Here is a 26,119-nt window from a genome sequence, read left to right as displayed (position 1 = left end):
TTGCAGGCATCCGGTCCCGAGAGGGAGAGACGACACAGGCAGGAATCAGAGGGGTCGCGGTGGCGACAGGACTGGCGGTGCTCTGCGCCGCGCTCCCGCAGGGCCTCCGCGCCGAGGAGAAGGCCAGGGAGGCCGCGCGGATCCGCATCGCGGTCACCGACTTCGCCATCCGGGCCGACGACCCCTCCAAGGGCCTCGAGGGCCTCGGGCTGGTCGTCGCCGCGCACCTCGAGTCGCGGACCGGCGCCGAGGTGATCACCCCCGCGGACGTCGCGGCCCTCCTCGACCTCGAGGGGCAGCGGCAGATCCTGGGCTGCGACGACTCGGCGGCCTCCTGCCTGGCCGAGATCGGCGGCGCCCTCGGCGCCAACTACGTCCTCTCCGGGCAGATCGCCCGCATCGGCAGCAAGTACGTGGTCAGCCTCTCCCTCATCGACGTCGCCGGCTCCACCATCGCCGGGCGCACGACGAAGACCGCCAACGACGAGGACGGCGTCCTCGACGCGGCCTCCGCGGCGGCCGACGAGCTGGCGGCGGTGATCGTCCCGGGCGCGGGCGTGACCCGGATCGACCCGGCCCCGCCGAAGCGCCGCGGCGGCCTGCTGCGCACCGGCTCGATGATCGGCGGTGGGGCGCTGGCCCTCGGCGGCCTGGCCCTGATGGGCTCGGGCTACGCCACCTACGCCGGGCGCGGCACGCCCGACGCCCCCGAGGTGACCTACTCCCAGGCCCAGGCGGCCGACACCCGCTGGGGGGTGGGCATCGGCCTCGCCGCCGGCGGGGCGGCCCTGCTGGTGGGCTCCTTCCTGATGCCCAAGGGCGAGAAGGGCGCGGCCATGGGCCTGGCGCCGATGCCCAACGGCCTGCTCTTCGTGGCGGAGGTCTGGTGATGCGGCGGCTGCTCTCGATCGTCTTCCTCGCGTCGCTCCTCTCCTCCGCCGGCTGCCTCTTCTCGGGCACCGAGGACTTCGCCTGCAGCAGCAGCGACACGGCCTGCCCCAACGGCCAGATCTGCGACGTGACCCTCGGGCGCTGCGTCCCCGCGGGGGGCAGCGACGGCGGGGGCTGCGTCCCGACCGCCGGGGACTGCAACGGCGAGGACGACGACTGTGACGGCGCGACCGACGAGGCCGACGAGCTCACCGGGGCCCCGGAGTGCAGCCGCACCCAGGGCGTCTGCTCCGGCGCGGTGAAGCGCTGCGAGGCGGGGGGCTGGGTGGACTGCGACGCGGCGGGCTACGAGCCCTTCGAGACCCTCTGCGACGGAGAGGACAACGACTGCGACGGCTCGATCGATCTCGGTCCCGGCGGGGCGCCGCTGCGGCAGGCCTGCGGTACGACCGGCGGGGTCTGCAAGACCGGCACCGAGGAGTGCCTCGGGGGGCTCTGGGGCGCGTGCAGCGGCGTCGAGCCGAGCGACGAGCTCTGCGACGGCCTCGACAACGACTGCGACGGCCAGACCGACGTGGGCGTCGATCCGATCGGCTGCTTCTTCAACCTGGGCGTCTGCGCCGGGGCGCAGGTCGCCTGCAACCAGGGCGTGTTCGGCTCGTGCATGGAGGCCTACGGCGTCGACTACCAGCCGGTCGAGACCCTCTGCGACGGGAAGGACAACGACTGCGACGGCCTCACCGACGAGGACGCCGACGGCAACCCCCTCACCCGCCTCTGCGCCAACCAGAAGGGGGTCTGCGCCGGCTCGATCACGGCCTGCTCCGGCGGGGGCTATCCGACCTGCGACGCCAGCAACTTCACCGCGAACAGCAGCGACTACGATGCCACCGGCGACGCCACCTGCGACGGGCTGAACAACGACTGCGACGATCTGACCGACGAGGACTACGTGCCCACCACCGGCTGCCACGCCCTGGGCACCGACGGGGTCTGCGCCGACGCCGTGAGCGTCTGCGCGGGCGGCGTCGTGACCTGCCCCGACCCCCTCAACTTCGAGGCGGACGAGACCTCCTGCGACGGGCTGAACAACGACTGCGACACCGAGACGGATGAGAACTGCGGCTGCACCGTCGGCGACCCGGACCAGGCCTGCGGCAGCGACGAGGGCGAGTGCGTCGCCGGGACCCAGGCCTGCGTGGCCGGGACCTGGGGGACCTGCAGCGGGACCGGGCCGGCGGCGGAGGCTTGCGACGGCCTCGACAACGACTGCGACACCCTCACCGACGAGACCTTCGAGATCGGCAATCCGTGCACGGTCGGGGTGGGCGCCTGCGCCAACACCGGCGTCTGGCAGTGCGTGGCGGGGGACCCCACCGCCCGGGAGTGCACGGCCGTGGAGGGCACCGGCTCCAGCGAGACCTGCGACGGCACCGACGAGGACTGCGACGGCGCGACCGACGAGGACCAGAATGGTGACGCGCTGGTGACCGCCTGTCCGTACCCCGACGGGGTCTGCGCCGGCAGCACCACCACCTGCGCCGGCGGCGCCTTCCCCGACTGCATCTACCCGGGGACCTACCAGACCGTCGAGCAGACCTGCGACGGCCTCGACAACGACTGCGACGGGCTGACCGACACCCAGGACGCGCTCGTCGAGCCCTGCGACAACCAGAACGGGGTCTGCCTGGGCAGCACCAAGGCCTGCGGCGGCGCCGGCGGGTGGCTCACCTGCGGCGAGAGCCGCTTCTCGGCCAACAGCAGCGACTACGAGCACGTCAGCGAGCTCTCCTGCGACGGCCTCGACAACGACTGCGACGGCCTCACCGACGAGAAGTCGGACAGCACGCCGCTGACCCAGGCCTGCGCCCAGACCCAGGGGGTCTGCGCGGCGGCCTACCGGCAGTGCAGCAACGGTATCTATGGCAGCTGTGTCTACCCCTCGACCTACGAGACCACCGAGACCACCTGCGACGGCCTCGACAACGACTGCGACGGGCTGACCGACGACGCCGACCCCGATCTGAGCTGCGCCTGCCTGGTGAACGACGTCCAGAACTGCCCCCTTCAGCAGGGGGTCTGCGCCGGCGCCCAGCAGACCTGCGACGCCAACGGCAACTGGTCGAGCTGCGCCTACGGCACCGACTACCAGACCACCGAGACGGCCTGCGACGGCAAGGACAACGACTGCGACGGCGTCACCGACGGCACGGTCGACAACGGCACCCTCAGCCGGACCTGCCCCAACCAGGACGGGGTCTGCGCCGGCACCCGCGAGACCTGCACCGGGGCGAACACCTGGTCGGGCTGCGACTACGCCACCCAGGTGAACGAGTACGAGCAGCCCGAGGTCTCCTGCGACGGGCTGGACAACGACTGCGACAAGACCATCGACGGCCTCGCCGTCAGCGCCGCCTGCCCCCAGGGGGGGCTCTGCGAGTACGGCTTCTGCCAGGGGGCGAGCTGCCAGATGGCGAACCGCTCCTCGGGCAGCAGCTGCGGCGTGGGCTGCCAGTGCGGCTCCAACGGGGTGGCCCTCGAGACCGGCTGTGTCGATGGCGTCGACAACGACAACGACGGCCTGACCGACTGCTACGATCCGAACTGCGCCTTCGAGTTCGACTGCCAGCTCCGCTGCGGTGACGCCCGCTGCAGCGCTCCGATGGAGTGCAACAAGTGCCAGGAGTGTGCGCGCAGCGACCTCTGCTCCAACGTGACCTGTGGGGACGGCTACTGCGACCTCTTCGGCGGCGAGTGCGGGGTCTGCACGGCCGACTGCGGCTCCGGCGGCACCAGCGTCTGTGGGAACGTCACCTGCGCCCTGGGGCAGTGCCGGCCGGACGACGGCATGTGCACGGCCGGCTGCTCGAGCTGCGCCTCGTCCGCGGCCTGCCAGCCCTCGAACAGCTGCACCGACGGGGTCTGCAACGTGGTCTCGGACGAGTGCGATCGCTGCTCGCAGCTCACGCAGGACTGCCCGCTCTTCGTCCCCCGTCCGGCGGTCTGCCAGGCGCCGAACTGCTACGACGGCGTCTGCGCCGCCGAGATCGGCGAGTGCCGGATCTGCAAGGATACAGGCCAGGACTGCCAGAACCACCCCTACTGCAGCGGGACCAACTGCGGTGACGGGATCTGCAACGTCGCACTGGGAGAGTGCACCTTCTGCAACACCGTCGGGGACGACTGCGTCGTTCCGATGTCGAGCAACCTGGTGGGCGCCTGCGTGGGGGCGAAGGACTCCCCCGCGAACTGCGCCGCCAAGGTCGACGGGGACGGCGACGGCCTCGCCGGCTGCGAGGATCCCGACTGCGAGGGCGCGACCTGCGGCACGAGCTGCGGCTGCAGCAACGGCCGCTGCGAGACCCTCCAGGGCGACGCCTGTCCCTGAGGCGGGCCCGCCCGCTTCAGGGCCCGACGGTGATCTTCAGGCGAGTGAAGTCGACGCCGCCGCGGTTGTCGCGGAGGACGACCCAGAGCCAGTGCACGCCCATCTCCTCCGGCTCGGTGGGGGCGCTCCAGTCGGTGTAGGCGCCGAAGTCGCGCTCGGGGACGGTCTGGGAGAGGGAGAAGTCGCCGGCGGTGGAGAACCAGTTGAGGACCAGCAGCTCCTCGTAGTCGTTGACCACGATCTGCTCGGTCGACAGATCGATGCCCAGGGTCTGGTAGGCCTCGACCGCGTCGGCGTCGATGTCGGGGTGGATGCGGATCGTCGTGCCGGCCGCGACCTCGAGCCCCTCGGCGGGCACCGGCGTGGGATCCTCGCCGTTCTCGGCCTCGCGCATCCCCTGCCAGGAGAGGGAGGTGAGGACGGGGTTCGAGTTGGGCACCTTGGTCCGGTACTCCAGGCAGCCGGCGGGCTGGCCCTGGGCGTCGCAGATGGGGATGCCGAGCTCCCCGAGGGCGACGCGGTAGAAGACGTCGGGGTAGGAGATCTGGAGGCGCTTGAAGGCGACCTCGTAGTGGCTCTCGAGGGTCGGCGAGTCGACCGAGAGCTCGAGGGCGGGGCGGGCGCCGGCGATGCCCGCGAAGCCCACGTCCTCGATGAGGCGGTTCATCGTCGCGGCGGGGTAGGCCCGCAGATCGGTGGGGAGCAGCTCGGGCGCCCCGGGCTCGGCGGGGAAGGCGAGGCGCTCCCGGCGCTCGGCCATCAGCGGCTGGTAGAGGGGATCGGAGGCGTCGGCCGGGCTGCTCTGGCAGGCGCTGGAGGAGGGGCTCGGGCAGCCCCGGAAGGCGAGCTCGATCTCGCCCCGGGCGGGGTCCACCACCAGCGCGGTGGAGAGCACCTCCACCGGCGGCGCGGCCGGATCGAGGGGCACCTCGATCTCGGGGGGCTCCATCTTCATGGCGAGGACGCGGAGGTCGTGGACGTGATCCTGGCGGTCCGAGGGGCCCGGGAAGCAGGCGGAGAGGAGGGTGATCAGAGCGAGCCCGATGAAGATCTCGAGGCTGCAGATCTGTCCGACACGGCTCACGGCTGACGGCTCACGGCTCACTGCTGCTCGCTTTGCTCGCATCAGAACTCCCCCCGCACACCGAGCACCGGGAAGATCGGCAGCCCGTAGAAGTTCACCTTCTCGCGCTTGCGATACCCGTACTGGAAGTCCTCGGCGTTCTTCGCGTTGTAGGCGTTCAGCAGATCGAGGAAGTAGGAGACGGTGAAGAGGTCGTAGGTGGAGGTGTACTCCGCCCGCAGGTCGAGCTGGTGGAAGGTCGGCATCCGCTCGGAGTTCGGCTCGCCGCGGATCGAGGGCCAGCCGAGGGTGTCGAGGTCGTGGGAGGCGCCCTCGATGGGGGTGTAGGGGTTGCCCGTGACCAGGCGGAAGCGCAGGCCCACCTCGAAGGGCCGCCAGGGCCGGTAGGAGCCGATGACGGTGAGGATGTGGGTCTGGTCGTGGTCGGTGACGATGAAGGGGTCGCCGGGGTGGCTGCGCTCGGTGGAGCGCATCAGGGTGTAGGCGACCCAGCCGAAGAAGCGCTCGGAGAGCTTGTGACGCAGGAGGAGCTCGGCGCCGTAGGCGCGGCCGAGGCCGTCGTTGTTGTAGTTCTCGACGATGGCCTCGCCATCGACGATCTCGACCCGGTTGGAGCTGACCACCCGGTGGAAGCGGTCGTTGTAGAAGAGCTCGAGGTTCAGATCGATCAGCTCGGTGAGTTGCTGCTCCCAGCCGACGACGTAGTGGAGGGCCGCCTCCGGCTCGATGAGGGGGTTGCCGGTCTGCTCACCGATGGCGAAGACGTCCGGGGCCTGGCGGTAGTGCCCGACCGCGAGCTTGGCGGCGCTGCCCTCGCGCACCTTCCAGCGGACGGCCAGGCGCGGCTCGAGGGTGGGGTGGGTCTTCTCGGGGAAGAAGTAGAGCTCGGTGCGCAGGCCGGGGGTGATCGACCAGTTCTTCGACGGCTTCCAGGTCGCCTCGATCCAGAGGCCGTCGCCCATCCCGTCCTCGTCGACCCGGAACTCCTGGTTCTCGGAGAGGGGCTGCTCGGGGGCCGGGAAGGCGATGATGTCCCCGCCGATGGGCGCCTCCACCACCGCCCGGGCGGCGAGGTAGTAGAGGTCCAGGCCCGCGCGCAGGGTGAGCCGGTCGGAGAGCTCGTAGGTCAGCCGCTCGCGCAGCCCCGCCTCCCAGTTGGTCAGGCGCAGCTCGATCTGCAGCCCACCGCCGGTCTGGCCGACCTCGCCCCCGCCGACGCTCTGGAGGGTGACCCCGACCCAGGGGCGGCTCACCAGCGTCAGCTTCGGAGAGAGGCGGTAGACGTGGCTGCCCATCAGGCGGTGGAAGCCGATCCGTAGCTTCAGCTCGAAGCCGGCGTCGCGCTCCTCCTGGGGGGCGATGACCTTGAAGGTGTCGTTGCTGCCGAAGAGGAAGAAGGAGACGTCCTGATCGGGGGCCGCGTCCCAGTCCACCTTCAGCTGGTAGTCGGTGTACTGGGGGGCCAGGGTGATGCCCTCGGCGCCGGCGGCCTTCAGGAAGATCGGCAGGAGGGCGTCGACGTAGGAGCGCCGGAAGGCGACGCCGACGGCCACCTTCTCGGTGATCGGCCGCCGGTAGAAGAGGGCGGTGTCCATCAGGTCGATCTTCACCGACCCCCGCGCCAGCTTGCCGGTGAGGCGCCGGCTCTCCACGTCGACCACGCCGGCCGTCGCCCGGCCGTACTCGGCGCCGAAGCCGCCGGGCTGGAAGTCGATCTCCTCGATGAACTCGGCGTTGACCACCGAGGTCAGGCCGCCGAAGTGGTAGAGGATCGGGATGCCCACCCCGTCGAAGTAGACGCCGCTGTCCTCGGGGTTGGCGCCGCGCACCAGGAGCTCGCCGCCGATGATCCCGGAGCGGGCCATGCCCGGCAGGTTCTCGAGCACCCGCAGGGGGTCGCCGAAGGTGCCCGGCACCTTCTGGAGCTCGGCCCGCGCCAGGACGACCTGCGAGACCTCCTTCTTGGGCTTGGGCGCCCGGATCACGGTCTCGTAGGGCGTGCCCGAGCGCTTGAGCAGGTAGTAGGTGACCTCGGTGGCCTCGCCCTCGACGATCGTCTCCTTCGTCTCGAAGTCGAAGAAGCCGGGGGCCTTCACCGTCACCGGGTGGTCGCCGACCGGCAGGGGCAGGGCGAAGGCCCCCGCCGCGTCGGTCTGGGTGGAGAGCTCGCCGCTGACGACGAAGGCGCCCTCGAGGGGGGTGCGTCGGCCGCGCAGGCGCACGACGCCGCGCAGGGTGTCGGGGGGCGGCGGCAGGGGCTCGTCGGCCTCGGGAGGCGGCGGCTCCGGGACGCTCAGGGTGAAGGCGAAGCGAAACGCGATCTGCACCGGCGAGGGCACGTGATCGACCTCGGCCGGGCTGAACTTCAGCCGCAGGCCGGCCTGCTGGGCGTTGGTGTCGAGGTGGGGGTGCAGGCCCTCGAGGACCACCGCCTCGCTGACCTCGCCCCGCTCGTCGATCGTCAGCTGCAGCACGACCTCGCCGGCGACGCCCTCCGCCTGCATGTCTTCCGGGTACTCGGGGTCGACGAACTCGAGGAGCTCGGGGGCCTTCGTGAGGACCGGGACGTGCTCGGCCGCGGCCTGCTCCTGCTCGGCGTCCTCCCGATCGGGCTGGACGCCGCCGATCTGCCCGGCCAGGAGCAGCAGGATGAGGGGGGAGACGCTCACGGCAGCAACGGTCTATCACGATCGAGAGGGCCGTTTTAGATTCGCGGGCATGGCGAGCGGCCCCATCGTGATCCTCAAGACCGGCGAGACGGTGCCCGAGGCGCGGGCCATCGCCGGCGACTTCCCGGAGATCTTCCAGCGCGCCCTGGGCGACTGGCCCGGGGGCTACCGGGTCCTCGATCCCACCCGGGGCGAGCTCCTCCCGCCGGCCCGCGGGGTGGCCGGGATCCTGGTCACCGGCTCGGCGGCCTCGATCACCGAGGATCCCGGCTGGATGGGGGAGGCCGGGGGCTGGCTGCTGGGCGCGGCGCAGCTGGGGGTGCCGGTGCTGGGCATCTGCTTCGGCCACCAGCTCCTGGCCGACGCCTTCGGTGGCGTCGTCGAGCGCTCCCCCGCGGGCCGCGAGTCGGGCACGGTCGAGGTCGCCCTGAGCGAGGCCGGCCGGGCCGACCCCCTCTTCGCGGGCCTCGGCGAGACCCTCCTGGTCCAGCAGGCCCACAGCGACGCGGTGACCACCCTGCCGGCGGGCGCGGTGGTGCTGGCGAGCAACGCCCACACCCCGAACCAGGCCTTCGCCCTGGGGGAGAGCGTCCGGGCGGTGCAGTTCCACCCGGAGTTCGACGCCGCGCTCTCGGCGGCCTACGTCGAGGCCCGCGCCGACCTGGTGCGGTCCTCGGCGGAGGGCCTGGGCGAGGAGGGCGAGGCGGCCCTGGCCAGGGTGCGGGCCTCGATCCGGGAAAGCAGCGACGGCGCGCGGATCCTCTCGAACTGGAGGTACTATTATTTGGAGTCCGGCGAGAGGAGATCAGCGTGACCGAGCAACAGCTGCAGGGCATCCTGGAGACGGCCGTCCGCAACCAGGCCTCCGACGTCCACTTCGAGGTGGGCTACCCCCCGGTCTTCCGGGTGCTCGGAGATCTGGTCGCGGTGAAGGGCCCGGCGCTGACCCCGGCGGACACCACGAGCGTGGCCCGCTACGTCCTGGCCGAGGAGGGCGAGGGCGAGCGCCTCGAGAAGATCAACGAGCACGACACCTCCTACGCCATCCCCGGCGTCTCCCGCTTCCGGGCGAACGTCTTCCGGCAGCGCGGCGAGCTCGGGGTGGTGATGCGGATCATCCCCTTCCACATCCGCAGCCTCGAGGAGCTGCAGCTGCCCCGCGTGCTCACCGACATCGCGCTGATGCCCCGGGGCCTGATCCTCGTCACCGGCGCCACCGGGATGGGCAAGTCCACGACCATCGCGGCGATGCTGCAGCACATCAACCAGAGCCGCCGGGCCCACATCGTCACGATCGAGGATCCGATCGAGTTCCTCTTCCCGGCCTCCCGGAGCCTGGTGGTGCAGCGGGAGGTGGGCTCCGACACCGACAGCTTCCAGCGGGCGCTGCGCTCGGTGCTGCGGCAGGACCCGGACAACATCATGGTGGGCGAGCTGCGCGATCGCGAGAGCGTGGACATCTGCCTGAAGGCGGCCGAGACCGGCCACTCGGTGGTCAGCACCGTGCACACCGTCGACGCCCGCCGCACGATCACCCGCCTGGTCGGCCTCTACCCCGGCGACGAGCAGTCGAGCGTCCGCCTGCGCCTGGCCGAGTCGCTGATCGCGACGGTCTCCCTGCGCCTGATCAAGGGGGCGCAGGGCGGCATGATCCCGGCGGTGGAGATCATGCGGACCACCCGATCGATCCAGGAGTGCATCAAGGACCCGGAGAAGCTCGACGAGCTCGAGCACCACATCTCCCAGGCCTCCGAGCTGGGCTGCCAGACCTTCGATCAGCACCTCTACCGGCTCGTCCGGGAGGCCCGGATCACCGAGGCGACGGCCCTCCTCCACGCCTCCCGGCCCGCGGATCTGAAGCGAGAGCTCTCTCTGGGCTGATCCGGACCCGATCCCCTCTCTCCGGCCCGGGGGGTGGGTGAATGTAGGTGTTTTCCCACCCCGGCCCACCGCTCGGTCCACCTGACCGATGGGTCGCGGGGGGACAGGCGGTACACTGGAACTGCTCGAATTCCGGCCAGAAGACCCGATTGTGGATCGGGTCGACGGCGGCGGGGATCCAAGGGGAGTTCAGCGATGAACTGGATGCGAAAGAGACGAGGTCGCGCGCGGGGTGAGGACGGCCAGGCGATGGTCGAGTCCGCCATCGTCATCCCGATGTACGTCTTCTTGATCCTGGGACTGCTCCAGCTGGGGCTCATCCACCAGGCGCGCCTGATGACCAAGTACGCCGCCTACAAGGCGGTGCGGGCCGGGGCGGTGCACAACGCCAACGTGCGCGAGATGCGCCGCACGGCGCTGTGGACCCTGCTGCCCCTGATCTCGAAGAGCAGCAGCGGTACCGAGGTCATCACCCCGGTCACCGAGCCCTCGGACTACCTGATGAAGTGGTTCAGGCACGGGCTGCTCGACGGGATGATGCTCGACGCGCCGATCTTCAAGCACGTGGAGGTGGCCATCTGCGGCCCCACCCAGGCGGCGATCCAGTGGAAGACGAACGAGGTCGACTTCGACGATCCCCAGATCAACACCGCCAACGTCGCCAACCGTGACGACGCCAACTGGAAGAAGTTCGACCGCACCAAGCTGCGGATCCAGGTCACCTACAACTACCGGATGCCGATCCCCTTCGCGAACCAGATCTTCCACAACATCGCCCTGGGCAAGGACATCTCCCGCGCCCTCTACATGGGCGGTGAGACCGCCATCGACCGGATGCGGGGGATGCAGCGGCGGATGAAGGCCTGGCAGGACGGCCTGATGATGTACGACATGCTCGGCGAGATGGGCATCTACATCTGGCCGATCCGGGCGTCCTATTCGATGCGAATGCAGTCCAACCTCTACAAGAGCAATCTGCCGGCCAACGACAGCTCGGGCATCAACGGCGACTGCGAAGCCCGCTGGCTCTAGGGGGGAATGAAGATGCTGAAGAACGCACTGCGAGATCCCAGGGACGGCCAGAGCGGACAGGCGCTGGCCCTGGGCGCCGGCTCCATGCTCGTCCTGGCCCTGATGCTGATGTTCTCGTTCAACATCAGCCAGGCCATCCACGAGAAGATCCGCATCCAGAACTACGCCGACGCCCAGGCCTACTCGATGGCCGTCCAGGAGGCGCGGGCCTTCAACTACATCGCCTACACCAACCGGGCGATGGCCGCGGCCTACGTCTCGGCGATGAGCCTGCACGCCTACATGTCGGCGGCGAGCTCGGTGCCGGCGATGAGCCAGCGGGCGGCCTACAACTTCCTGATCATGGCGGCGATCGAGTTCGGCCTCTGCTGTGCCTGCACCTACTGCTCCTGCGTGCAACACTGCATCGAGGGCATCGAGGACATCGGCATCGCCTTCGACTACTTCGACATGGCGGACGAGAAGGCGGACGACGTCAAAGACCTCGAGAGCTCCTTCCGCTTCGCCATGCAGATGCTGGAGTTGATGATCAACGTCATCCACTTCTCCCAGCTCTCGATGCTCACCCGGACCTCCGACGTCCTGCTGGGCACCGACGGGACGATCTCCTTCCAGTCCAAGCTCAAGGGACAGACGGGGGCCGAGCGGGACACCGACGAGCAATACGCACCCCACGCCTCCGAGCTGCCCATGGGCGTCGGCGCCTACAACGTTCGGGAGCTGGCCTGCGCGGTCGAGAAGCCGCCCCTCCTCGACATCGCCGCCATCGGCTGCCCCTCGGTCGACGACGAGAACCGGGCGAAGGTGATGGCCGAGGTGGCCAACGGCACCCGGCCCGAGTGGCCCGCCGAGCGGCCCTTCCTGCCCCTCCTCTTCCTCTCGCCGACCTGGAACATCGACTTCATGACCGACGTCCCCGACGACGGCATGTCGATCGCCCTGATGCACGACGGCACGGCGAAGCTGATCGACAGCAAGAGCACCGGTCAGCTCCACGACGGCCGCTCGATGCGCAAGGGCACCACCATCGGCGCCGACGACCACGGCTGGGTCTTCTCCTGGAAGGACCACGCCGCGATGATGCTCCCCTACGAGGCGTCGATCTTCTCGGACGAGAACGGCGGCGACCACGACCCGAGCGACGCCCACGAGGACGACCACGACTTCGACGGGGTGAACGCCGGCGGGGGCTTCTCCTGCCTCTTCCAGAACAACTGCTTCATCAAGTTCCGGGCGAACGACAAGAAGAGCGCCGACTGGGGCCAGCCCTCGGTCTACGCCTACACCACCCAGGATCTGCGCCTGCGGGGCATCGGTGAGTCCGCCGCCAAGCCCTGGGAGATCACCGACTCCGGTGAGCTCACCCTCACCCACGGCGCGCAGGGCGACGCCACCGTGCGCCTCGCCCCGGGCACCGGCAGCGCGATGAGCAAGGCGCTGGTCTACTACCACCGCCTGGGTGACTGGAAGGAGCAGCCCAACCTCTTCAACCCCTACTGGCGGGCGAAGCTCCACCCCTTCGACACCCTCGACGCGGCCATCGTGCTGGCGGCCGCCGGTGAGGTCGAGTGGGCCATTGTCTCTGCCATCCCCACCGTTCCCAAGAACTAGGAGAGACGATCATGCGATACCTTCCTCTCCTCTCCCGCTTCACCGACGAGCGCGGCGGCGCGATGGTCGAGATGGCGATCTCGATGATCGTCTTCGTGCCGATGATCCTCTACGCGCTGCTCCTCGACGACCTGCTGCGCTACAAGCTGAACCTGCAGGAGACGGTGATCTCGGCTCAGTGGGACCTGACCGCCCGCGACTACGAGAAGGGCAGCAACCACGCCAACAGCGTCGGGGCCGCCAACCGGCTCCTCTACTGCGATCACAGCGCGGCCTACAACGCCTACTCCGCCGGCACCGACTGCGACGACGAGACCCACCACCTCGCCCTCTCGGCTCACCAGTGCTGGCTGCAGGGCGGGGGGTCGGCCAACCAGGTCGCCTGCGAGCTGACCGACGACAGCTTCGCCGCCGACGTGCCCATGGACTTCCTGGGGCCCTCGGGGGCGCTGATCGGGGAGATCCAGAACGGCGCGCACGGAGGCTTCTTCACCTGCAAGGCCCAGCTCTCGGTCATCAACGACCGGATCTCCTCGAAGTTCATGCAGCAGTTCTCGCAGCACGACATCCTGGAGGGCGACGACAAGGGCGCCGGCGGGCTCTCGGAGGTCCACCACGTCAACAACGGTCTCCAGGGTGACGCCCACGGGGTGAGCGGCGGCTTCTTCCAGTACCCGCCCTACCGCACGGCGATCCTCACCGACACCTGGGCGCTCAACGACGTGGCCGACCAGGACCAGGAGAACGAGTCGGGGAACTTCTTCGACCGGGTCGACAAGGCCTACACCGGCAGCATCATCTACTGGGGCTACTTCGGCGGCTCCATCGCCTTCCTGGCCCAGGCCTGGGGCAACGAGCTCCTGATGCCGGGCTACGGCTGGTTCTTCGGCGACAACCTCTTCGAGGCCGACCTGGCCGTCCGCCACGGCCAGCTCAAGCAGCGCTACGGCGTGGGCTCGGGCAGCAGCTCGCAGACGCCCAAGAACAACGTCAGCGAAGAGGGACAGAACCGGAAGTACTTCGTCACGCCCTGGAAGGACGGCGACGGCGACAAGTACGAGAACACCTACAAGAACTCGGACCGCGGCAAGTGGTACATGGGCTGCAAGGACGCGGAGAGCTGCTAGCAGGGACGTCATGCCGGGCTGGCTTCGAACCATTCTCCTGGCCGCAGTGGCCGGCACCGTCCTCGGCGTGGGGCTCGGCTTCCTGCGCTCGGAGACGGGGCCCGCCGAGCTGGAGGTCCTGGAGGTCGGCGCCCTCGAGCCCCTCGACGTGCCCCCGCGCCCCATCTCGGAGAAGGAGAGCGGCATGCCCGCCTACGCGGACGCACAGCTGAGCGCCTTCAGCGATCAGATGAACGTCCAGGGCGTCCCCATGTCCACCGGATGGTTCACCGCCCCCGACCCGATCGAGGTGGTGCAGCAGTTCTACGAGACCCGGCTCTCCGAGGCCGGGATGCAGCTGGTCTCCAAGCGCTTCGAGAGCGGGATCGGCTACGTGGGCTACCGCGAGAAGATGACCGACCTGCAGCACACGGCCACCCTGATCCCGCAGGGGGACGACTCCACCCTGGTCTTCGTCTCGACCTCCAGCGCCCCGGACGTCATGCGGAGCATGCAGGAGGCCCGGGTGCCCGAGGTCCTACCCCACCCGCCGAGCGCCACCCACACCGCGGTGATGGGCGCCGGCGTCGAGGGGATCGGCCAGCAGTGGGTGACGGCCACGGTGCCCGATCTGACCCTCGGGCAGCTGATTGAATACTACGAGGCGGCCTTCGTCGAACGAGGCTGGCAGCGGCCGAGCGTGACGATGGGCAAGGACGGAAAGAACGCCTGGATCAAGGCGCGGAAGAGCCAGCTGGAGGCGCAGGTCAGCCTGCGCCACGACCCGCTCTCCCAGCGTCCGGGCATCCAGGTCTTCTCTCTGCTATCCGATCACAGCAAGCCCGCGGGGGCCGCGCCCCCGGCGGTGGCGAACTGAACTCCTGGAGGAAGGTATGAAGACGATTCGAGCTCTGGCGATCTTTGGCCTCCTGGCCGGCGCACTCGTGCTCCCCGGCCAGGCGATGGCCTACGACGACGTGATGGAGTGCGAGGTCCGCTGCGAGGAGCGCACCGAGAAGTGCGAGGAGGCCTGCGACGAGTACGCGGGCCGCGGCGCCGGCAAGTGCAAGGGCGCCTGCAAGACCGTGGAGGCGAAGTGCAAGCAGAAGTGCTCCTCCAAGGGCAACTGCCAGGGAGAGCAGCCGTGATCTCCCGGCTGCGTGAGCTCTGGCGCAAGGCCGGCGCGGCCGTCGAGGCGGGGCAGGCCTCCTCCGAGTACGCGATCATCTCCGCGATGATCCTCGGGGGCGGGGCCCTCTCCTGGCCCTTCCTGATCGACCTCCTCGAGGCGATGAACACCTACTACGGGTCGATCTACGCGGCGATCCAGTGCCCGATCCCCTGATCGGGCCGGCCTGACGACGGCCTTCAGTCCGCCGGGCCGCCCGCCTTCAGCGGCGCCCGCCCGAAGGGGTGCCGGGGCAGGTGCTCGTGGGCCCAGATCGCCGGGCCCGCGACCAGGGAGAAGTCGGACTCCCGCAGGACCCGCTCGCCCCGGGACTCCGCGAGCTCCTCTGCCCGGGAGAGGCGCCGCGCCTCGTGGTCGACGATGATGTTGCCGTCGTTCGCCCAGCCGACGATCCCCACCCCGGTGAGGGAGAGGACCAGGAAGAGGGGCAGGTAGACCGAGAAGAGCCCCCGGGCCCGGGACATGCGCCCCTCGGCGTAGATGAGGAGGGCGGCGAAGAAGAGGATCGGCAGCCACCAGGAGAGGCGCAGGAGTCCGTCCACGATCCCCAGCGGATCGGCCGCGGCCCGGTAGCGCAGGTAGAGGGCCGGGACGAAGAGCAGGGCCGAGCCGGCCAGGGCGATGCTCATCAGGGTGTGGGCGATCGTCTTCATGCCTGGAAGCGCCCCTTGCGCCGGGCCATGGCGGCCTCCTGCTGGAGGGCCTGGTAGAGCTTGCCGGTCCGCGGGCCCAGCTCCAGGCAGTGCTCGAGGTCCAGGGCCGCCAGGGGGTGGGCCCCCAGCCGGGCGTAGAGGCGGGCCCGATCCCGCAGGGCGGGGATCGAGTCGGGGTTGAGGGCGACGACCCCGTCCTGGGCCCGCAGGGCCCGCACGATGTCGCCGGCGAGGAGGTGGCTGCGGCGCAGGTTGAGGTAGAGGCGGGTCAGCACCTCGAGCTCGGTGGCCGGCTCGAGCATCGCCTCGTCGAAGGTGTGCTGCCCCTCGGTGATCTCCTCGAGGAGCTCCTCGCAGTCGGCGCGGTCGAGGAGGCGCCCACCGTTGAAGGGGTCGATGACCAGGAAGCCGTCGTCGAGCTCGCAGCGGACCAGGAAGTGGCCGGGGAAGGCGACGGGCTGCGCCTCGATCCCCACGCGCCGGGCGACCTCGACGTAGACGACGCAGAGCAGGAGGGGCAGCCCCATGCCGGTGGCCATCACCCGGGGGAGCAGGGCGTTGTCGATGGCGTAGTAGTCCTCGTGGTTGCCGCAGAAGCCGGCGTCGTCGAAGAGCACCTGGTGCAGGGCGGCGAGGCGCTCCGGCGACGAGGCCCCCGGGGAGAAGGTGTGCCGCACCCGGGTCGCCAGGTGGTCGAGCTCCTCCAGGCTGGCCGCCTCCTCGTCCTCGTCCAGGTCGCCGTCCAGCTCGTCCCGGGTGATCAGCAGGCAGGCCTGCGCCAGATCGATGGCGGCCTTCGGACCGTCCATGAGCGCGACCAGCTCGTGGCGAGCCTCGGTGCGGGTGGTCAGATCCAGCACCTCGATGGGCTCCTCGGGCCCGCGCACCTCGCGAAGGAGAATCTCGCTCTCGTGCCTGGGGCGCTTGCTCATTCCACCCGCGATCCTAGCCCGTTTTCCTCCCCGGCGGGGGAGTCGCTCGCCGGAGCCCGCGGGCGGTAGGCCAGGTGGAGCAGGGCCGGCAGCAGGGCCAGATCGGCCACCAGCGCGAGGCCCAGGGTGAGGGCGGCCAGCGCCCCGAAGCGCGCGGTGAGCATGAAGGTCGAGGTCGTGAGCACCAGCATCCCGGTTCCGAGGACCACCGAGGTCAGGACGATGGCCTGGCCGGTCCCCTGCATGGCCCGCTCGAGGGCGAGGGTGGGATCCTCGCCCTCGCGGCGCTCCTCCTGGAAGCGGGCGATCACGTGGATGGTGTCGTCCACCGCGAGCCCCAGGGCGATGGAGAAGATCACGACGTTGGTGACGTCGAGGTCCAGCCCCCACAGGCCCATCACGCCCAGGGTGACGATCAGGGGCAGGGCGTTGGGCCAGACCGCGAGGAGGGCGAGGCGCAGGCTGCGGAAGGCCACCAGCAGCACCACGAAGATGAAGCAGCTGGCCAGGGAGAGGGAGCGGAAGAGGTCGCCGATCAGGGCGGTCATGTTCCGCGACGCGACGTAGGCGTCGCCGGTGAGGGTCACCTCGACCTCGCTGGCCTCGCCGAAGATCCCGGCGGCGAGCTCCTGGATCCTCCCCTCGAGCTGGCCGGCCCGGCGGCCGCCGATGTCGGCGGTGCGCAGGAAGATCCGCACCAGCCTCCCCTCGTCGGCGAGGTAGCGCTCGAGGGGCAGGGTCTCCGTGCCCATCTCCGAGAGCAGCCACTCCTGGGCGAGGAGCTCCCGGGTCCCGGGCAGCTCGGCGGAGCCGGGGCCGGCGCCGGTGAGCGCGCGGTGGAGGCCCGCCACGAAGTCGACCACGCTGCGGGCGTGGGTCACCCCGGGGAGGGCCTCGACCTGCTGCTGCAGCGCCTGCACCTGCTTCAGGCGCTCGGGATCCCGCTCCGCCTCCGCTTGCGGGAAGCGCACCAGGAGGTCCATCGGCAGCACCCCTCCGAGGTGCGTATCGAGGGTCGCCTGCAGGGTGCGCACCGGGTGCTCGGGCCCGTAGACCTCGGTGAGGCGGACGTTGGGGTGCACCCGCAGGAGGCCGATGGTGGCCGCGCCGAGGGTGAGTAGGGCGCTGGCGATCACCGTCGCCCAGGCGTGGCGGATACAGAAGCCCGCGGTGCCGGTGGCGAGGAGGGAGGCGAAGCCCACCGCCGAGGTGATGCTGGTCAGGAAGCAGGCCGCCGCGATGCGCCGCACCGCCCGGTCGAGGCCGACCTTCGGGTCGACGCCCCCGGCCGTCTCGGCGTGCGCCCGGGCCATGAGGTGGAGCCCGTCCGAGAGGCCGATCACCAGCAGGAGGGAGGGCACCACGTTGTTGATGATGTCCACCGGCGTGCCGGTCAGCGCCATCACCCCCGTGGTCCAGACCACCGCCAGGCCCACCGTGGCCAGGGGCAGGAGCATCCGGGTGACGCTGCGGAAGATGAAGCCGAGCAGGGCGAGGAGCACCGCCAGGGTGATCGGCATGAACTTCAGCTGGTCCGCCCGCAGGGAGTCCGCCACGTCCACCCGGATGTAGGGGATGCCCGCGAGGTGGACCCTCGCCGGCGCCGGTGGGGGGTGCGCCTCGAGCCAGGCGGCGACCCCCTCGACCATCGGCCGCAGGTCGTCGACCTGCCGCCGGCCGGGGTCGAGCTTCAGGAGCGCGACCGCCAGCTTGCGATCCTGCGAGAAGAGGCTGCCCCGCAGGATGGGGTCGTTCGCCAGCTCCTCGGCGTCGAGCTCGGAGGCGTCGAGGACGTCGAGGGACTCGCCGTCGCCCCGGATGGTGGTCATCCGGGCGATGGAGCTCTGCTCCACCACGTCCGGGTTCTCCTCCATGGCCTCGGCGAGCTCCCCCAGCCAGGCTCGGTGCTGATCGTCGAGGACGTCGGCGGCCTCACCCAGGGGCCGCAGGTCGAGGACCACGAAGAGGGTGAGGTCGTCCCGGCCGAAGATCTCGATCGTCTCCTGCCACACCCGCCAGGCCGGGTCCTCGTCCACCGTCTCGAAGAGCTGCTGGGGCGAGAAGTCGAAGCGCAGCTCGCTCGACGCGTGGGCCAGGGTGATGCTGGCGGCGAAGAGCACCAGCAGGATCGGCACCCGGTAGCGCAGCAGCCAGGAGAGGGAGCGGCGATCGACGCCCTCGTATCCGTCCTCCTCGTGGCCCCGCATGGCGCGAGTATAGCTCCCGGATGGGGTCAGACCCCGACACTTGACACTTGGCAGCCCGGAAGTCGCTTCGATACCAAATGTCTAGTGTCGGGGTCTGACCCCATCAGAGGCGCGTGGCTGGCGCTGCCGGTGGGTTCGTGGTCTTTGATCGGCCATGCGCTCGATCTTCCGCCGCCTGCCCCCCCTGATCCTGGGGGTGGCGCTCGCCGCCGGCCTCGGCGCCGGCGGGCTGCGCCCTCACCCCGGGCTCGGCAAGCTGCGCTGGGTCGGGCTGGGCGGTGGCTCGAGCCCGGACTCCAACCAGCTCTCGATCGAGCAGGATCTCGAGCTGGCCCGTGCGGTCCTCGGGGAGCCGGTGGCGCTCCTCTACGCGGGAGGCGCCGGGACCCGGGCGGTGCAGGTGCGGGATCCGGAGGTGAAGGGCGATCCCCTCGTCGCCCGCCTCGGTCACCTCTTCGCTCCCCGCGGCGGCCGCGACGCCCGCTACCAGCCCACGAGCCTGAAGCCCAGCGGCCCGGCCCGGGCCGACGATCTGGAGGAGGTGCTCGCCCTGGAGCTGAAGCGGGAGGGCACCACCACCCTCTACGTCGCGGCCCACGGCGAGAGCAGCGAAGCCCCCGCCGACGCGCTCATCCGCCTCTGGGGCGGCTGGTCCGTCGGGGTGCCGGACCTGGCCGCGGTGGCGGACGCGGCGCCCGAGGCGGCGACCCTGCGGCTGATCCTGACCTCGTGCTACTCCGGGGGCTTCTCCGAGGTGCTCTTCCGGGAGGGCGACGCGGCGCAGGGGCCGGGGCCGGGCGCCCTGCGCTGCGGCCTCTTCGCCACCACCTGGGAGCGGCAGGCCTCGGGCTGCGATCCCGACCCCGATCGCCGGGTCCACGAGGGCTACGGCATCCACTTCCTCCACGCCCTGAAGGGTGAGGACCGGGAGGGCAAGCCCCTGGAGCCCGGGCTCCTCGACCTCGACGGCGATCGCCGGGTCTCGCTCCTCGAGGCCCACACCCGGGTGCGGCTGGTCTCGAAGACCCTCGACGTGCCCACCACCACCAGCGAGCGCTGGCTACGGCAGGCCGCCCCCGAGCGCGGCCCCTCGAAGGAGGTCGACCTCCCCGAGGAGCGGCGGGTGGTGAAGGCCCTCGAGGCCTCCCTGGGCCTCGACGCCCGCGCGGCCTCCCGGAAGCTGGAGGCGGCGCGCCTGCAGCTGCAGGCGCTGGAGCTGCAGGCCGAGCGGGCCCGGCAGGAGACCGACGAGGCCTGGTGGGATCTCTCCGGGCTGCTCCTCTCCCGCTGGCCGGTGCTGGACGATCCCTACCACCCCGCCTACCCCGCGCTCCTCGCGGAGGAGCGGGAGGCGATCCTGAAGCTCCTCGACACCCACCCCCTCTCCCGGGCCTACCAGACCAAGCGGGCCGTAGAGCGGGGCGTCGACGCGAAGATCGACGCCCTCCTCCTCGAGTCGGCGGGCTGGGAGCGCCTCGCGCGCGCCGCCGAGAACCTCGAGCTGGCCGGCCGCCTCGCCGCGGCGGGCGGCGAGGACTGGGAGCACTTCCAGCGCCTGCGGGCCTGCGAGCGAGGACTCTAGATGGAGAGGATGGACGACTTCGTCGGCCGGCTGCGCAAGCAGCAGAAGAAGCTGCGCAAGTGGGCGAAGCGCACGGGGACCGACGCCTGGCGGGTCTACGATCGTGACATCCCCGGGCACCGCTACATCGTGGAGTGGTACGCGGGGCAGGTGCGCCTGCTCTGGCTGCCCTCGGGTCAGGAGCGGCGGGGCGTGCCCACCGGGGGCGAGGCGCCGGCCCGGGAGGCGATCGCGGCCTGCGCCGAGGCGCTGGAGGTCCCCGAGGAGGCGGTACACCTCGCGATCAAGGCGCCGAAGGCCTGGCGCCAGGAGCAGTACGAGGTGCGGGCCCGCACCGGGAGGCGCCACGTCGTCACCGAGGCGGGCCTGAAGTTCTGGGTGAACCTCGACGACTACCTCGACACCGGCCTCTTCCTCGATCACCGGGAGACCCGGGCGCGGGTGGGCGCCGAGGCCCGCGGCAAGCGGGTGCTCAACCTCTTCTGCTACACCGGCAGCTTCTCGGTGCACGCGGCGGCGGGCGGGGCCCAGCGGGTGACCTCGGTGGACCTCTCGAACACCTACCTGGACTGGGCTGAGGACAACTTCGCCCTCAACGATCTCCCCACCGAGACCCACGACTTCCTGCGCTCGGACGTCCTGCGCTGGCTCTTCCAGGGGACCGACCGCTACGACCTGATCGTCCTCGACCCGCCGGCCTTCTCCGCCAGCAAGAAGATGGAGAGCGACTTCGAGGTGCAGCGCGATCATCAGGCCCTGCTGCGGGGCGTGCGCCAGCGCCTGGAGGGCGCGGGCACCCTCTACTTCTCGGCCAACTACCGCAGCTTCGATCCCGCCGAGGGCGCCTTCGACGACTTCGAGATCGAGGAGCTCACGCCGGGGAGCATCCCGGAGGACTTCCGGGACAAGAAGATCCACCGCTGCTTCCGCGGCACGCCGAGGAAGAAGGCTGGGGTCAGACCCTGACAATTGACATTTGGAGCTGCTCGTCCGGTCTCGACCCCAAATGTCAATTGTCGGGGTCTGACCCCATCAGAACAGGGTGAGCGCGAGGCCGGCGGCGGGGAAGACGGCGAGGCCGCCCAGCTCCGCCGCCTCCCCGTAGACCGTGCTCGGCGCATACGCGTAGCCGGCGTGCACCTCGACGTAGAGCCGGACCATCTTCGGCCCGAAGGCCAGCCCGCCCATCACCCCGCCGTAGTGGAGGGTGCCCTTGAGGTCCTCCTCGTGGACGAAGGGAGCGGCCGGCGGCGGCAGGGTGTAGGTGAGGGTCAGGGGCAGGGAGTAGATGCCGACCCGGTACTCGAGGGCGGCGTAGGGGACGAAGAGCTTCGCGATCTTCCCCGAGAGGAGCAGGCGCAGATCGAAGTCGTGGCGCTGGGGGCTGTCCAGGCTCACGTAGTCGAAGATCATCGAGATGTCCTGCTGCAGGTACTGGTCGAGCTCGAAGAGGCGCACGTCGAAGGTGTAGAGCTCGTAGCCCGCCAGCAGCGCGACGTGGACGCCCTTCCCCTCGCCGCCCCGCAGCCGCAGCTTGCCGTCGATGCGCCAGGAGGAGGTCGACCAGGCGAAGCCCACGTCGAAGCCCTCGGCCAGGCCGAGGCGCAGGCCTCCCTGGGCGACGGGGGCCGGGGTGAGCACGGCGAGGGAGGCGGCCAGCTCGATGATCCGCCGCTGAGTGGCCGCGTCCGGGGGCGTGCCGCCGGTGCCGTCCTGCACCGCCTGGAGGTTCGCGGCCTCCTCGTCGGCCAGGGCCTTGGTCTCCTGCACCTGCCCCACCGGCAGGTAGATGCCGCCGCCGATCGCCGGCCGCACCTGCATCGGCTTGAGGGTCTCGGCCGACTGCAGGGTCGAGAGGTTGGTGGCGCAGCCGGTGCCGGCCAGGAGGAGGGCGATGGACGTGAGGAGCCGACGCATCCCCTCAGTCTAGCGCGCCTCGGCGACGTGCGCCGGTGTCAGGCGCTCGGCCCGGCGGCCGCCGACCCACACCCCGACGATGCGCCGGGTGTCGGTGATGTTCTCGAGGGGGTTGCCCTCGACCAGGAGCAGATCGGCGAGGTGGCCCCGCTCGACGCGGCCGCGCTTGCCCTGGGGCTCGAAGAAGGCCGCCGGCCGGGAGGTCGCCCGGCGCAGGACCTCCAGGGGCGGGAGGCCGAGGGCCACCAGCGCCTCCAGCTCCCGGTGCAGGGCCGGGCCCTGGTAGAGCCCCGGCACGCTGGCGTCGGTGCCCACCAGCTGGGGGATGCCGGCCTCGAAGAGGCGGAGGAGGTTCTCCCCCAGCCGGCGGTCCCAGACGGCGAGCTTCTCGAGGTACTCCGGCGAGAAGACCTCCTCCCGGTAGCCCCGGGGCTTGGGCCCCAGCCGCGCGAGGCGCTCGGGGTCCGCCACCGCCTGCTCGAGCTCGAAGGGGTCGAGCTCGCCGCGCACGGCGCGGTCGACGGAGCCCTGGATCTGGGAGGTGGTGATCACCGGGGCGCCACCCTCCTGCAGCGCCAGGAGCACTGTCTCGGTGAGCTCCGCGGTCCAGGGGGTGTGCATCAGGAGGTCGGCGCCGGCGGCGGCCGCCTCCTTCGCCTCCCGGGGGGTGCCGACGTGGACGCCGACCCTCCGCCCACCGGCGTGGGCGGCCAGGATGAGCGCCTCGAGCTCCTCGAAGGAGAGGTGCGCCGCGTCGTCGGGGATCGAGTTGTAGACGATCTTCACCCAGGGGGTCTGGCTGCTGGTGATCTCCCTCGCCACCGCCGGGCCCGCCTCCTCCACCGAGTCGATCTCCCGCACCGAGCGCTTGATGCCGATGGACGAGACCGGCCAGGGGAGGAAGGTCCGGATGAGGGGGATCGGGTGCCCCTCCTTCTTGGTGAGGACCCGGGAGAAGGAGATCAGGTGGGGGCCGACCACCTTCCCGCGGCGGATGCGCCGGTGGAGCTTCTGGACGTCGAGGCTGCGTCCGGCGTCCACCGCCGAGGTCACCCCCGAGTAGACCAGGCCCTCGAGCTGACGGCGCAGGTCCGGCAGGCGGGCGTCCCAGGGCAGCTCACCCTGCGCGCCGCCGAGGTGGAGGTGGCTGTCCCAGAGCCCCGGCAGGAGGGTGCGCCCGGCTCCCGGGATCCTCGTCGCGCCCTCGGGGGGCGGCACGGTCCCGGCGGGGCCGACGAAGGCGATCTTCCCCTTGCGGACCAGCACGTCCTGCGGTCCCGGGAGGAGATCCTCGCCGTCGAAGACCCGCACCCCCTCGAAGAAGATCGTCCCCGGCTCCTTGGCCGGGAGCTTCACCAGGCGGGGCAGATGCCCCGCGCAGCCCAGGGTCACGAGGAGGGGGACGAGAGCGAACAGGCGGGCACCGATCATGCTCCTGTTCTACTCCTAAGCCTCCGCCTCAGCCTAAGCCTCAGCGGTTTCTCCCTGGTTCCCCGGACGCATCCGGGCACACCATGGAAAAGCCGCTGAGGCGGAAGCGGAAGCGGAGGCTGAGGTCGGCTCGCGCCTAGTTGCGACTCGCGTCGAAGGAGCCGGTCACGGGCTCGGCCGAGCCGTCCACGGTGATGGTGCCGGTCCAGACGCCGTTCTGCAGCTTGTCGACCAGGAGGTCGGCGTTGAGATCGACGATCTCGGCGGCGCCCGTGAGGCTGACGTTGCTGTTCACCGAGTTGGCCAGCTGGTCGAGCTTGCCGTCGATGACGCCGCCGACCGCCGAGAGGCCCTGGCCGCAGTAGCCCTCGAGCTGGGCCACGGAGAGGGTGGTGACCACCACGTCGATCTGCCCGTCGTCGTTGCCGTCGACCTCCTCGACCCACTCGGCGACCGCGTTGCAGTCGATCGCGTTGGCGAGGATCTGCCCCGTGCCGGTCGCGCCGGGGACGAGCTCCGGATAGACGACCTGCAGCAGGAAGAGGTGGAAGAAGCGGGCGTAGGGCACGCTGCGGGTGTGCTCGCCGGCGCGGAAGACCAGGTTGTCGCGGGTCACCGCGTAGGTCATCGTCTGCTCGCCGATGCGGGTGTTGCGCAGGGCGATGCGGCGCTGGTCGCAGAGCGGCGAGGTGGCCGGATCGCACTGGCCGCGCCACTGGAAGACCACGTTCTGCCAGACCTCGGTGGCCTGCAGGCCGCCGCTGCCGTCGTCGGCGATGGTGAGGGTGCCCTCGACGGTGAGGTTGGTGACCACCCGGGCGGCGTCACCGATCCAGGTGAGCCAGTTGAGGAAGGTCTCCGGCAGGTAGGAGGTGATGAGGTTGTTCACCGCGTTGGCGGCGGCGTCGATGATCCACCCGGGGAAGTCGCCCGGATCGGCGACGAGGTCCTCGATCTTCAGGACGATGTAGAGCCCGGGGTCGCTCGAGATGGCCGCGACCTCGCTGACGATGTCGCCGAAGACGCCGGGGATGGCGTTCGCCATGTCGAACTCGCTGGTGTAGTCGTAGGTGCCCTGCAGGCGCAGGGTGCGCGCCGCGAGGGTGACCATCACCGGGTTGTCCTGGCCGAGCACCACGTCGGTGGCGGCGACGCAGCCGTCGGCGACCTCGGCGGAGTTCACGTTCTTGCCCACCGCCAGCACGGTGACCTGCTGGCCGCCCTGGACGTCGGTGAACACCACGCTGCTGGTGATGTTGCTGAGGACCTGGGAGGAGAGGGCCGTCGGCGGGGTCGCCGCGTTGAGGGCGTCGCAGGTGACCGTGCCCTCGTGGATCGAGATCGTCGCCGTCTGGATCGGCTGGGTGGTCTGATCCGGATAGGCGATGCTCACCGTCACGGTGGTGCCGGTGTTGTTCGCCGCGCGCACCTGCACGTCGGCGTACATCAGGTTGGTGTACTGGCTCTCCATCGCGATGCGGAAGGTCGCCTCCTCGGCCCCCGCGATCACCTCGACCGAGGCCTCACCGGTGCCGGAGGTCGCGGCCCGCAGGGCGCCCACCCGTCCGCCGCCGCTGGCGCCGTCCACCGCGAAGGCCACGTTCGCGCCGGCCACGCCAACGTCCTGGCGCGTCAGGCGGACCGTCAGCAGGCCGGTGGTCGAGGTCTGCAGGACCATCGGCATCGGGGTGACGATCTCGAGCTTGTAGCCCTCACCGTTGTATTCGGGCTTGTCCCCTCCGGGGATGTCGACGAGGCCGGGGTCGCCGCAGGCGGCGGCGAAAGCGAGGACGAAGATCGGCAGGACGCGAGAAAGTCGCGTGGTCATCACGGGGTCCCTCCAGACGAGAAAGCGATTCGATCGAAGGATAACCCGAGGCGCGGGGCGCTTGCCACAAAGCCCCCTCGCGATCTCTTCAGTCGTGTAGGTCGAGGTAGGCTCGCCACGCACCCTCGGTGTTCAGATCGAGGAGCACGTCTCCGTCCGGGACGGCCAGCCGCCGGACGGCTCCGCGCCCGGCCCAGGCCGAGAGCTGCCGGTCGAGGCGGGCGTCGGGCCCGTCGGCGACCGCCAGCAGGTTCTCGGCGATCGGCCGGGGCAGCCAGACGGGGTGCCCGCCGCGGCCCTGGTGGGTGGGGATGGCCGCGTGGGTGCCGCCCCCGCCCTCGCGCAGGATCTCGAAGACCCGGCCGCTCGGCACCGGGACGTCGAGGGGCAGGACGAAGAGCCCCCCGGAGAAGCCGCGATCCTTCAGGCAGAGCTCGAGCCCGCACTGGAGGGAGGAGAAGGGACCACGATCGGGATCCGGGTTCCGGACGATCCTCGCCGCCGCCCCGGCCAGCGCCCCGGCGTAGGCCTCGTGGTGGAAGCCGGTCACCACCACCGGCATCAGCCCCAGGGTCCGCAGGGCCTGCACCTGCCGCAGGAGGAAGGGCACCCCGCGCAGCTCGACCAGCCCCTTGGGTCCCAGCAGCTCGCCGGTCCGGCGCGAGCGTCCACCCGCGAGGAGGATCGTGAAGAGGGAGGGGGCCGAGCCGGGCATCTC

Annotated in this window: 21 protein-coding genes; 12 read left to right on the top strand and 9 right to left on the bottom strand. The window is 70.7% G+C overall.

What is annotated here, in order from left to right; genetic code table 11:
- Window positions 1-59: 59 nt before the first annotated feature.
- A complete protein-coding gene (locus P1V51_01835) occupies window positions 60-890 on the top strand; it encodes a hypothetical protein (protein MDF1561751.1) in 831 nt (276 codons plus the stop codon).
- Window positions 890-4,279, top strand: a complete 3,390-nt coding sequence (locus P1V51_01830; GenBank protein ID MDF1561750.1) for a MopE-related protein — start codon at window positions 890-892, stop codon at window positions 4,277-4,279. The genes P1V51_01835 and P1V51_01830 overlap by 1 nt, the downstream gene beginning before the upstream one ends.
- A 16-nt stretch (window positions 4,280-4,295) precedes the next feature.
- Here P1V51_01830 and P1V51_01825 read toward each other — a convergent pair whose 3' ends face one another.
- A complete protein-coding gene (locus P1V51_01825; GenBank protein ID MDF1561749.1) occupies window positions 4,296-5,363 on the bottom strand; it encodes a hypothetical protein in 1,068 nt (355 codons plus the stop codon).
- Between the two features lie 41 nt (window positions 5,364-5,404).
- A complete protein-coding gene (locus tag P1V51_01820) occupies window positions 5,405-8,032 on the bottom strand; it encodes a TonB-dependent receptor (protein MDF1561748.1) in 2,628 nt (875 codons plus the stop codon).
- Window positions 8,033-8,081: 49 nt separating this feature from the next.
- Between P1V51_01820 and P1V51_01815 the strand changes: the two genes are divergently transcribed.
- From P1V51_01815 to P1V51_01780, 8 genes are all read left to right on the top strand, one after another.
- A complete protein-coding gene (locus P1V51_01815; GenBank protein MDF1561747.1) occupies window positions 8,082-8,846 on the top strand; it encodes a glutamine amidotransferase in 765 nt (254 codons plus the stop codon).
- A complete protein-coding gene (locus P1V51_01810; GenBank protein ID MDF1561746.1) occupies window positions 8,843-9,913 on the top strand; it encodes a PilT/PilU family type 4a pilus ATPase in 1,071 nt (356 codons plus the stop codon). The genes P1V51_01815 and P1V51_01810 overlap by 4 nt, the downstream gene beginning before the upstream one ends.
- Window positions 9,914-10,117: 204 nt before the next feature.
- Entirely contained in the window at window positions 10,118-10,945 is an 828-nt protein-coding gene (locus tag P1V51_01805) for a TadE/TadG family type IV pilus assembly protein (protein ID MDF1561745.1), read from the top strand.
- Between the two features lie 12 nt (window positions 10,946-10,957).
- The gene (locus P1V51_01800) at window positions 10,958-12,556 is read left to right on the top strand and encodes a hypothetical protein (GenBank protein ID MDF1561744.1); all 1,599 of its coding nucleotides are present in this window, start codon (window positions 10,958-10,960) and stop codon (window positions 12,554-12,556) included.
- Window positions 12,557-12,567: 11 nt separating this feature from the next.
- Window positions 12,568-13,683, top strand: a complete 1,116-nt coding sequence (locus tag P1V51_01795) for a hypothetical protein (protein MDF1561743.1) — start codon at window positions 12,568-12,570, stop codon at window positions 13,681-13,683.
- 10 nt (window positions 13,684-13,693) lie between these two features.
- Window positions 13,694-14,539, top strand: a complete 846-nt coding sequence (locus P1V51_01790; protein ID MDF1561742.1) for a hypothetical protein — start codon at window positions 13,694-13,696, stop codon at window positions 14,537-14,539.
- A gap of 16 nt (window positions 14,540-14,555) precedes the next feature.
- The gene (locus P1V51_01785) at window positions 14,556-14,810 is read left to right on the top strand and encodes a hypothetical protein (protein MDF1561741.1); all 255 of its coding nucleotides are present in this window, start codon (window positions 14,556-14,558) and stop codon (window positions 14,808-14,810) included.
- On the top strand, window positions 14,807-15,007 hold the full coding sequence (locus P1V51_01780; protein MDF1561740.1) for a hypothetical protein: 201 nt from the start codon (window positions 14,807-14,809) through the stop codon (window positions 15,005-15,007). Before P1V51_01785 ends, P1V51_01780 begins: the two co-directional genes overlap by 4 nt.
- 23 nt (window positions 15,008-15,030) lie before the next feature.
- Here the strand turns inward: P1V51_01780 and P1V51_01775 are convergent, their stop codons facing one another.
- Genes P1V51_01775 through P1V51_01765 form a run of 3 tightly spaced genes read right to left on the bottom strand, consistent with a single transcriptional unit; the run spans window position 15,031 to window position 18,643 of the window.
- Window positions 15,031-15,504 carry a hypothetical protein gene (locus P1V51_01775; GenBank protein MDF1561739.1) on the bottom strand — a complete coding sequence of 158 codons (474 nt, stop codon included), beginning with the start codon at window positions 15,502-15,504 and terminating at the stop codon, window positions 15,031-15,033.
- Window positions 15,501-16,436, bottom strand: coding sequence for a transglutaminase-like domain-containing protein (locus P1V51_01770; protein ID MDF1561738.1), 936 nt, complete (start codon window positions 16,434-16,436; stop codon window positions 15,501-15,503). Before P1V51_01770 ends, P1V51_01775 begins: the two co-directional genes overlap by 4 nt.
- A complete protein-coding gene (locus P1V51_01765) occupies window positions 16,433-18,643 on the bottom strand; it encodes an efflux RND transporter permease subunit (GenBank protein ID MDF1561737.1) in 2,211 nt (736 codons plus the stop codon). The genes P1V51_01770 and P1V51_01765 overlap by 4 nt, the downstream gene beginning before the upstream one ends.
- Before the next feature lie 154 nt (window positions 18,644-18,797).
- On the opposite strand from P1V51_01765, the gene P1V51_01760 reads away from it, so the two are divergent.
- Together P1V51_01760 and P1V51_01755 are read left to right on the top strand one after the other, a co-directional pair.
- Complete coding sequence (locus P1V51_01760) at window positions 18,798-20,225, top strand: hypothetical protein (GenBank protein MDF1561736.1); 1,428 nt, start codon at window positions 18,798-18,800, stop codon at window positions 20,223-20,225.
- Window positions 20,226-20,234: 9 nt separating this feature from the next.
- Window positions 20,235-21,191, top strand: a complete 957-nt coding sequence (locus tag P1V51_01755) for a class I SAM-dependent methyltransferase (protein ID MDF1561735.1) — start codon at window positions 20,235-20,237, stop codon at window positions 21,189-21,191.
- A 66-nt stretch (window positions 21,192-21,257) separates the two neighbouring features.
- Here P1V51_01755 and P1V51_01750 read toward each other — a convergent pair whose 3' ends face one another.
- The 4 genes from P1V51_01750 to P1V51_01735 all read right to left on the bottom strand — a co-directional run bounded on the left by P1V51_01750 (window position 21,258) and on the right by P1V51_01735 (window position 26,116).
- On the bottom strand, window positions 21,258-22,142 hold the full coding sequence (locus P1V51_01750) for a hypothetical protein (protein MDF1561734.1): 885 nt from the start codon (window positions 22,140-22,142) through the stop codon (window positions 21,258-21,260).
- Window positions 22,143-22,151: 9 nt separating this feature from the next.
- The gene (locus P1V51_01745) at window positions 22,152-23,573 is read right to left on the bottom strand and encodes an amidohydrolase family protein (GenBank protein MDF1561733.1); all 1,422 of its coding nucleotides are present in this window, start codon (window positions 23,571-23,573) and stop codon (window positions 22,152-22,154) included.
- A gap of 136 nt (window positions 23,574-23,709) precedes the next feature.
- A complete protein-coding gene (locus tag P1V51_01740; protein ID MDF1561732.1) occupies window positions 23,710-25,401 on the bottom strand; it encodes a hypothetical protein in 1,692 nt (563 codons plus the stop codon).
- Window positions 25,402-25,489: 88 nt separating this feature from the next.
- A complete protein-coding gene (locus P1V51_01735) occupies window positions 25,490-26,116 on the bottom strand; it encodes an NTP transferase domain-containing protein (protein MDF1561731.1) in 627 nt (208 codons plus the stop codon).
- Between the last annotated feature and the right edge of the window lie 3 nt (window positions 26,117-26,119).

The sequence above is a fragment of the Deltaproteobacteria bacterium genome, from assembly GCA_029210625.1.
In the GTDB taxonomy this organism is placed as follows: domain Bacteria; phylum Myxococcota; class Myxococcia; order SLRQ01; family SLRQ01; genus JARGFU01.
The sequence above is the reverse complement of the archived record's forward strand: the minus strand, read 5'-3'. Positions and strand labels throughout refer to the sequence as shown.

What these genes read in the sequence shown, in the direction of transcription:
- P1V51_01745 (MDF1561733.1), bottom strand. Translation starts at nt 23,573, where the DNA reads ATGATCGGTGCCCGCCTGTTCGCTCTCGTCCCCCTCCTCGTGACCCTG.
- P1V51_01740 (MDF1561732.1), bottom strand. Translation starts at nt 25,401, where the DNA reads ATGACCACGCGACTTTCTCGCGTCCTGCCGATCTTCGTCCTCGCTTTC.
- P1V51_01795 (MDF1561743.1), top strand. Translation starts at nt 12,568, where the DNA reads ATGCGATACCTTCCTCTCCTCTCCCGCTTCACCGACGAGCGCGGCGGC.
- P1V51_01750 (MDF1561734.1), bottom strand. Translation starts at nt 22,142, where the DNA reads ATGCGTCGGCTCCTCACGTCCATCGCCCTCCTCCTGGCCGGCACCGGC.
- P1V51_01800 (MDF1561744.1), top strand. Translation starts at nt 10,958, where the DNA reads ATGCTGAAGAACGCACTGCGAGATCCCAGGGACGGCCAGAGCGGACAG.
- P1V51_01760 (MDF1561736.1), top strand. Translation starts at nt 18,798, where the DNA reads ATGCGCTCGATCTTCCGCCGCCTGCCCCCCCTGATCCTGGGGGTGGCG.
- P1V51_01785 (MDF1561741.1), top strand. Translation starts at nt 14,556, where the DNA reads ATGAAGACGATTCGAGCTCTGGCGATCTTTGGCCTCCTGGCCGGCGCA.
- P1V51_01815 (MDF1561747.1), top strand. Translation starts at nt 8,082, where the DNA reads ATGGCGAGCGGCCCCATCGTGATCCTCAAGACCGGCGAGACGGTGCCC.
- P1V51_01755 (MDF1561735.1), top strand. Translation starts at nt 20,235, where the DNA reads ATGGACGACTTCGTCGGCCGGCTGCGCAAGCAGCAGAAGAAGCTGCGC.
- P1V51_01775 (MDF1561739.1), bottom strand. Translation starts at nt 15,504, where the DNA reads ATGAAGACGATCGCCCACACCCTGATGAGCATCGCCCTGGCCGGCTCG.
- P1V51_01790 (MDF1561742.1), top strand. Translation starts at nt 13,694, where the DNA reads ATGCCGGGCTGGCTTCGAACCATTCTCCTGGCCGCAGTGGCCGGCACC.
- P1V51_01830 (MDF1561750.1), top strand. Translation starts at nt 890, where the DNA reads ATGCGGCGGCTGCTCTCGATCGTCTTCCTCGCGTCGCTCCTCTCCTCC.
- P1V51_01770 (MDF1561738.1), bottom strand. Translation starts at nt 16,436, where the DNA reads ATGAGCAAGCGCCCCAGGCACGAGAGCGAGATTCTCCTTCGCGAGGTG.
- P1V51_01735 (MDF1561731.1), bottom strand. Translation starts at nt 26,116, where the DNA reads ATGCCCGGCTCGGCCCCCTCCCTCTTCACGATCCTCCTCGCGGGTGGA.
- P1V51_01765 (MDF1561737.1), bottom strand. Translation starts at nt 18,643, where the DNA reads ATGCGGGGCCACGAGGAGGACGGATACGAGGGCGTCGATCGCCGCTCC.
- P1V51_01805 (MDF1561745.1), top strand. Translation starts at nt 10,118, where the DNA reads ATGCGAAAGAGACGAGGTCGCGCGCGGGGTGAGGACGGCCAGGCGATG.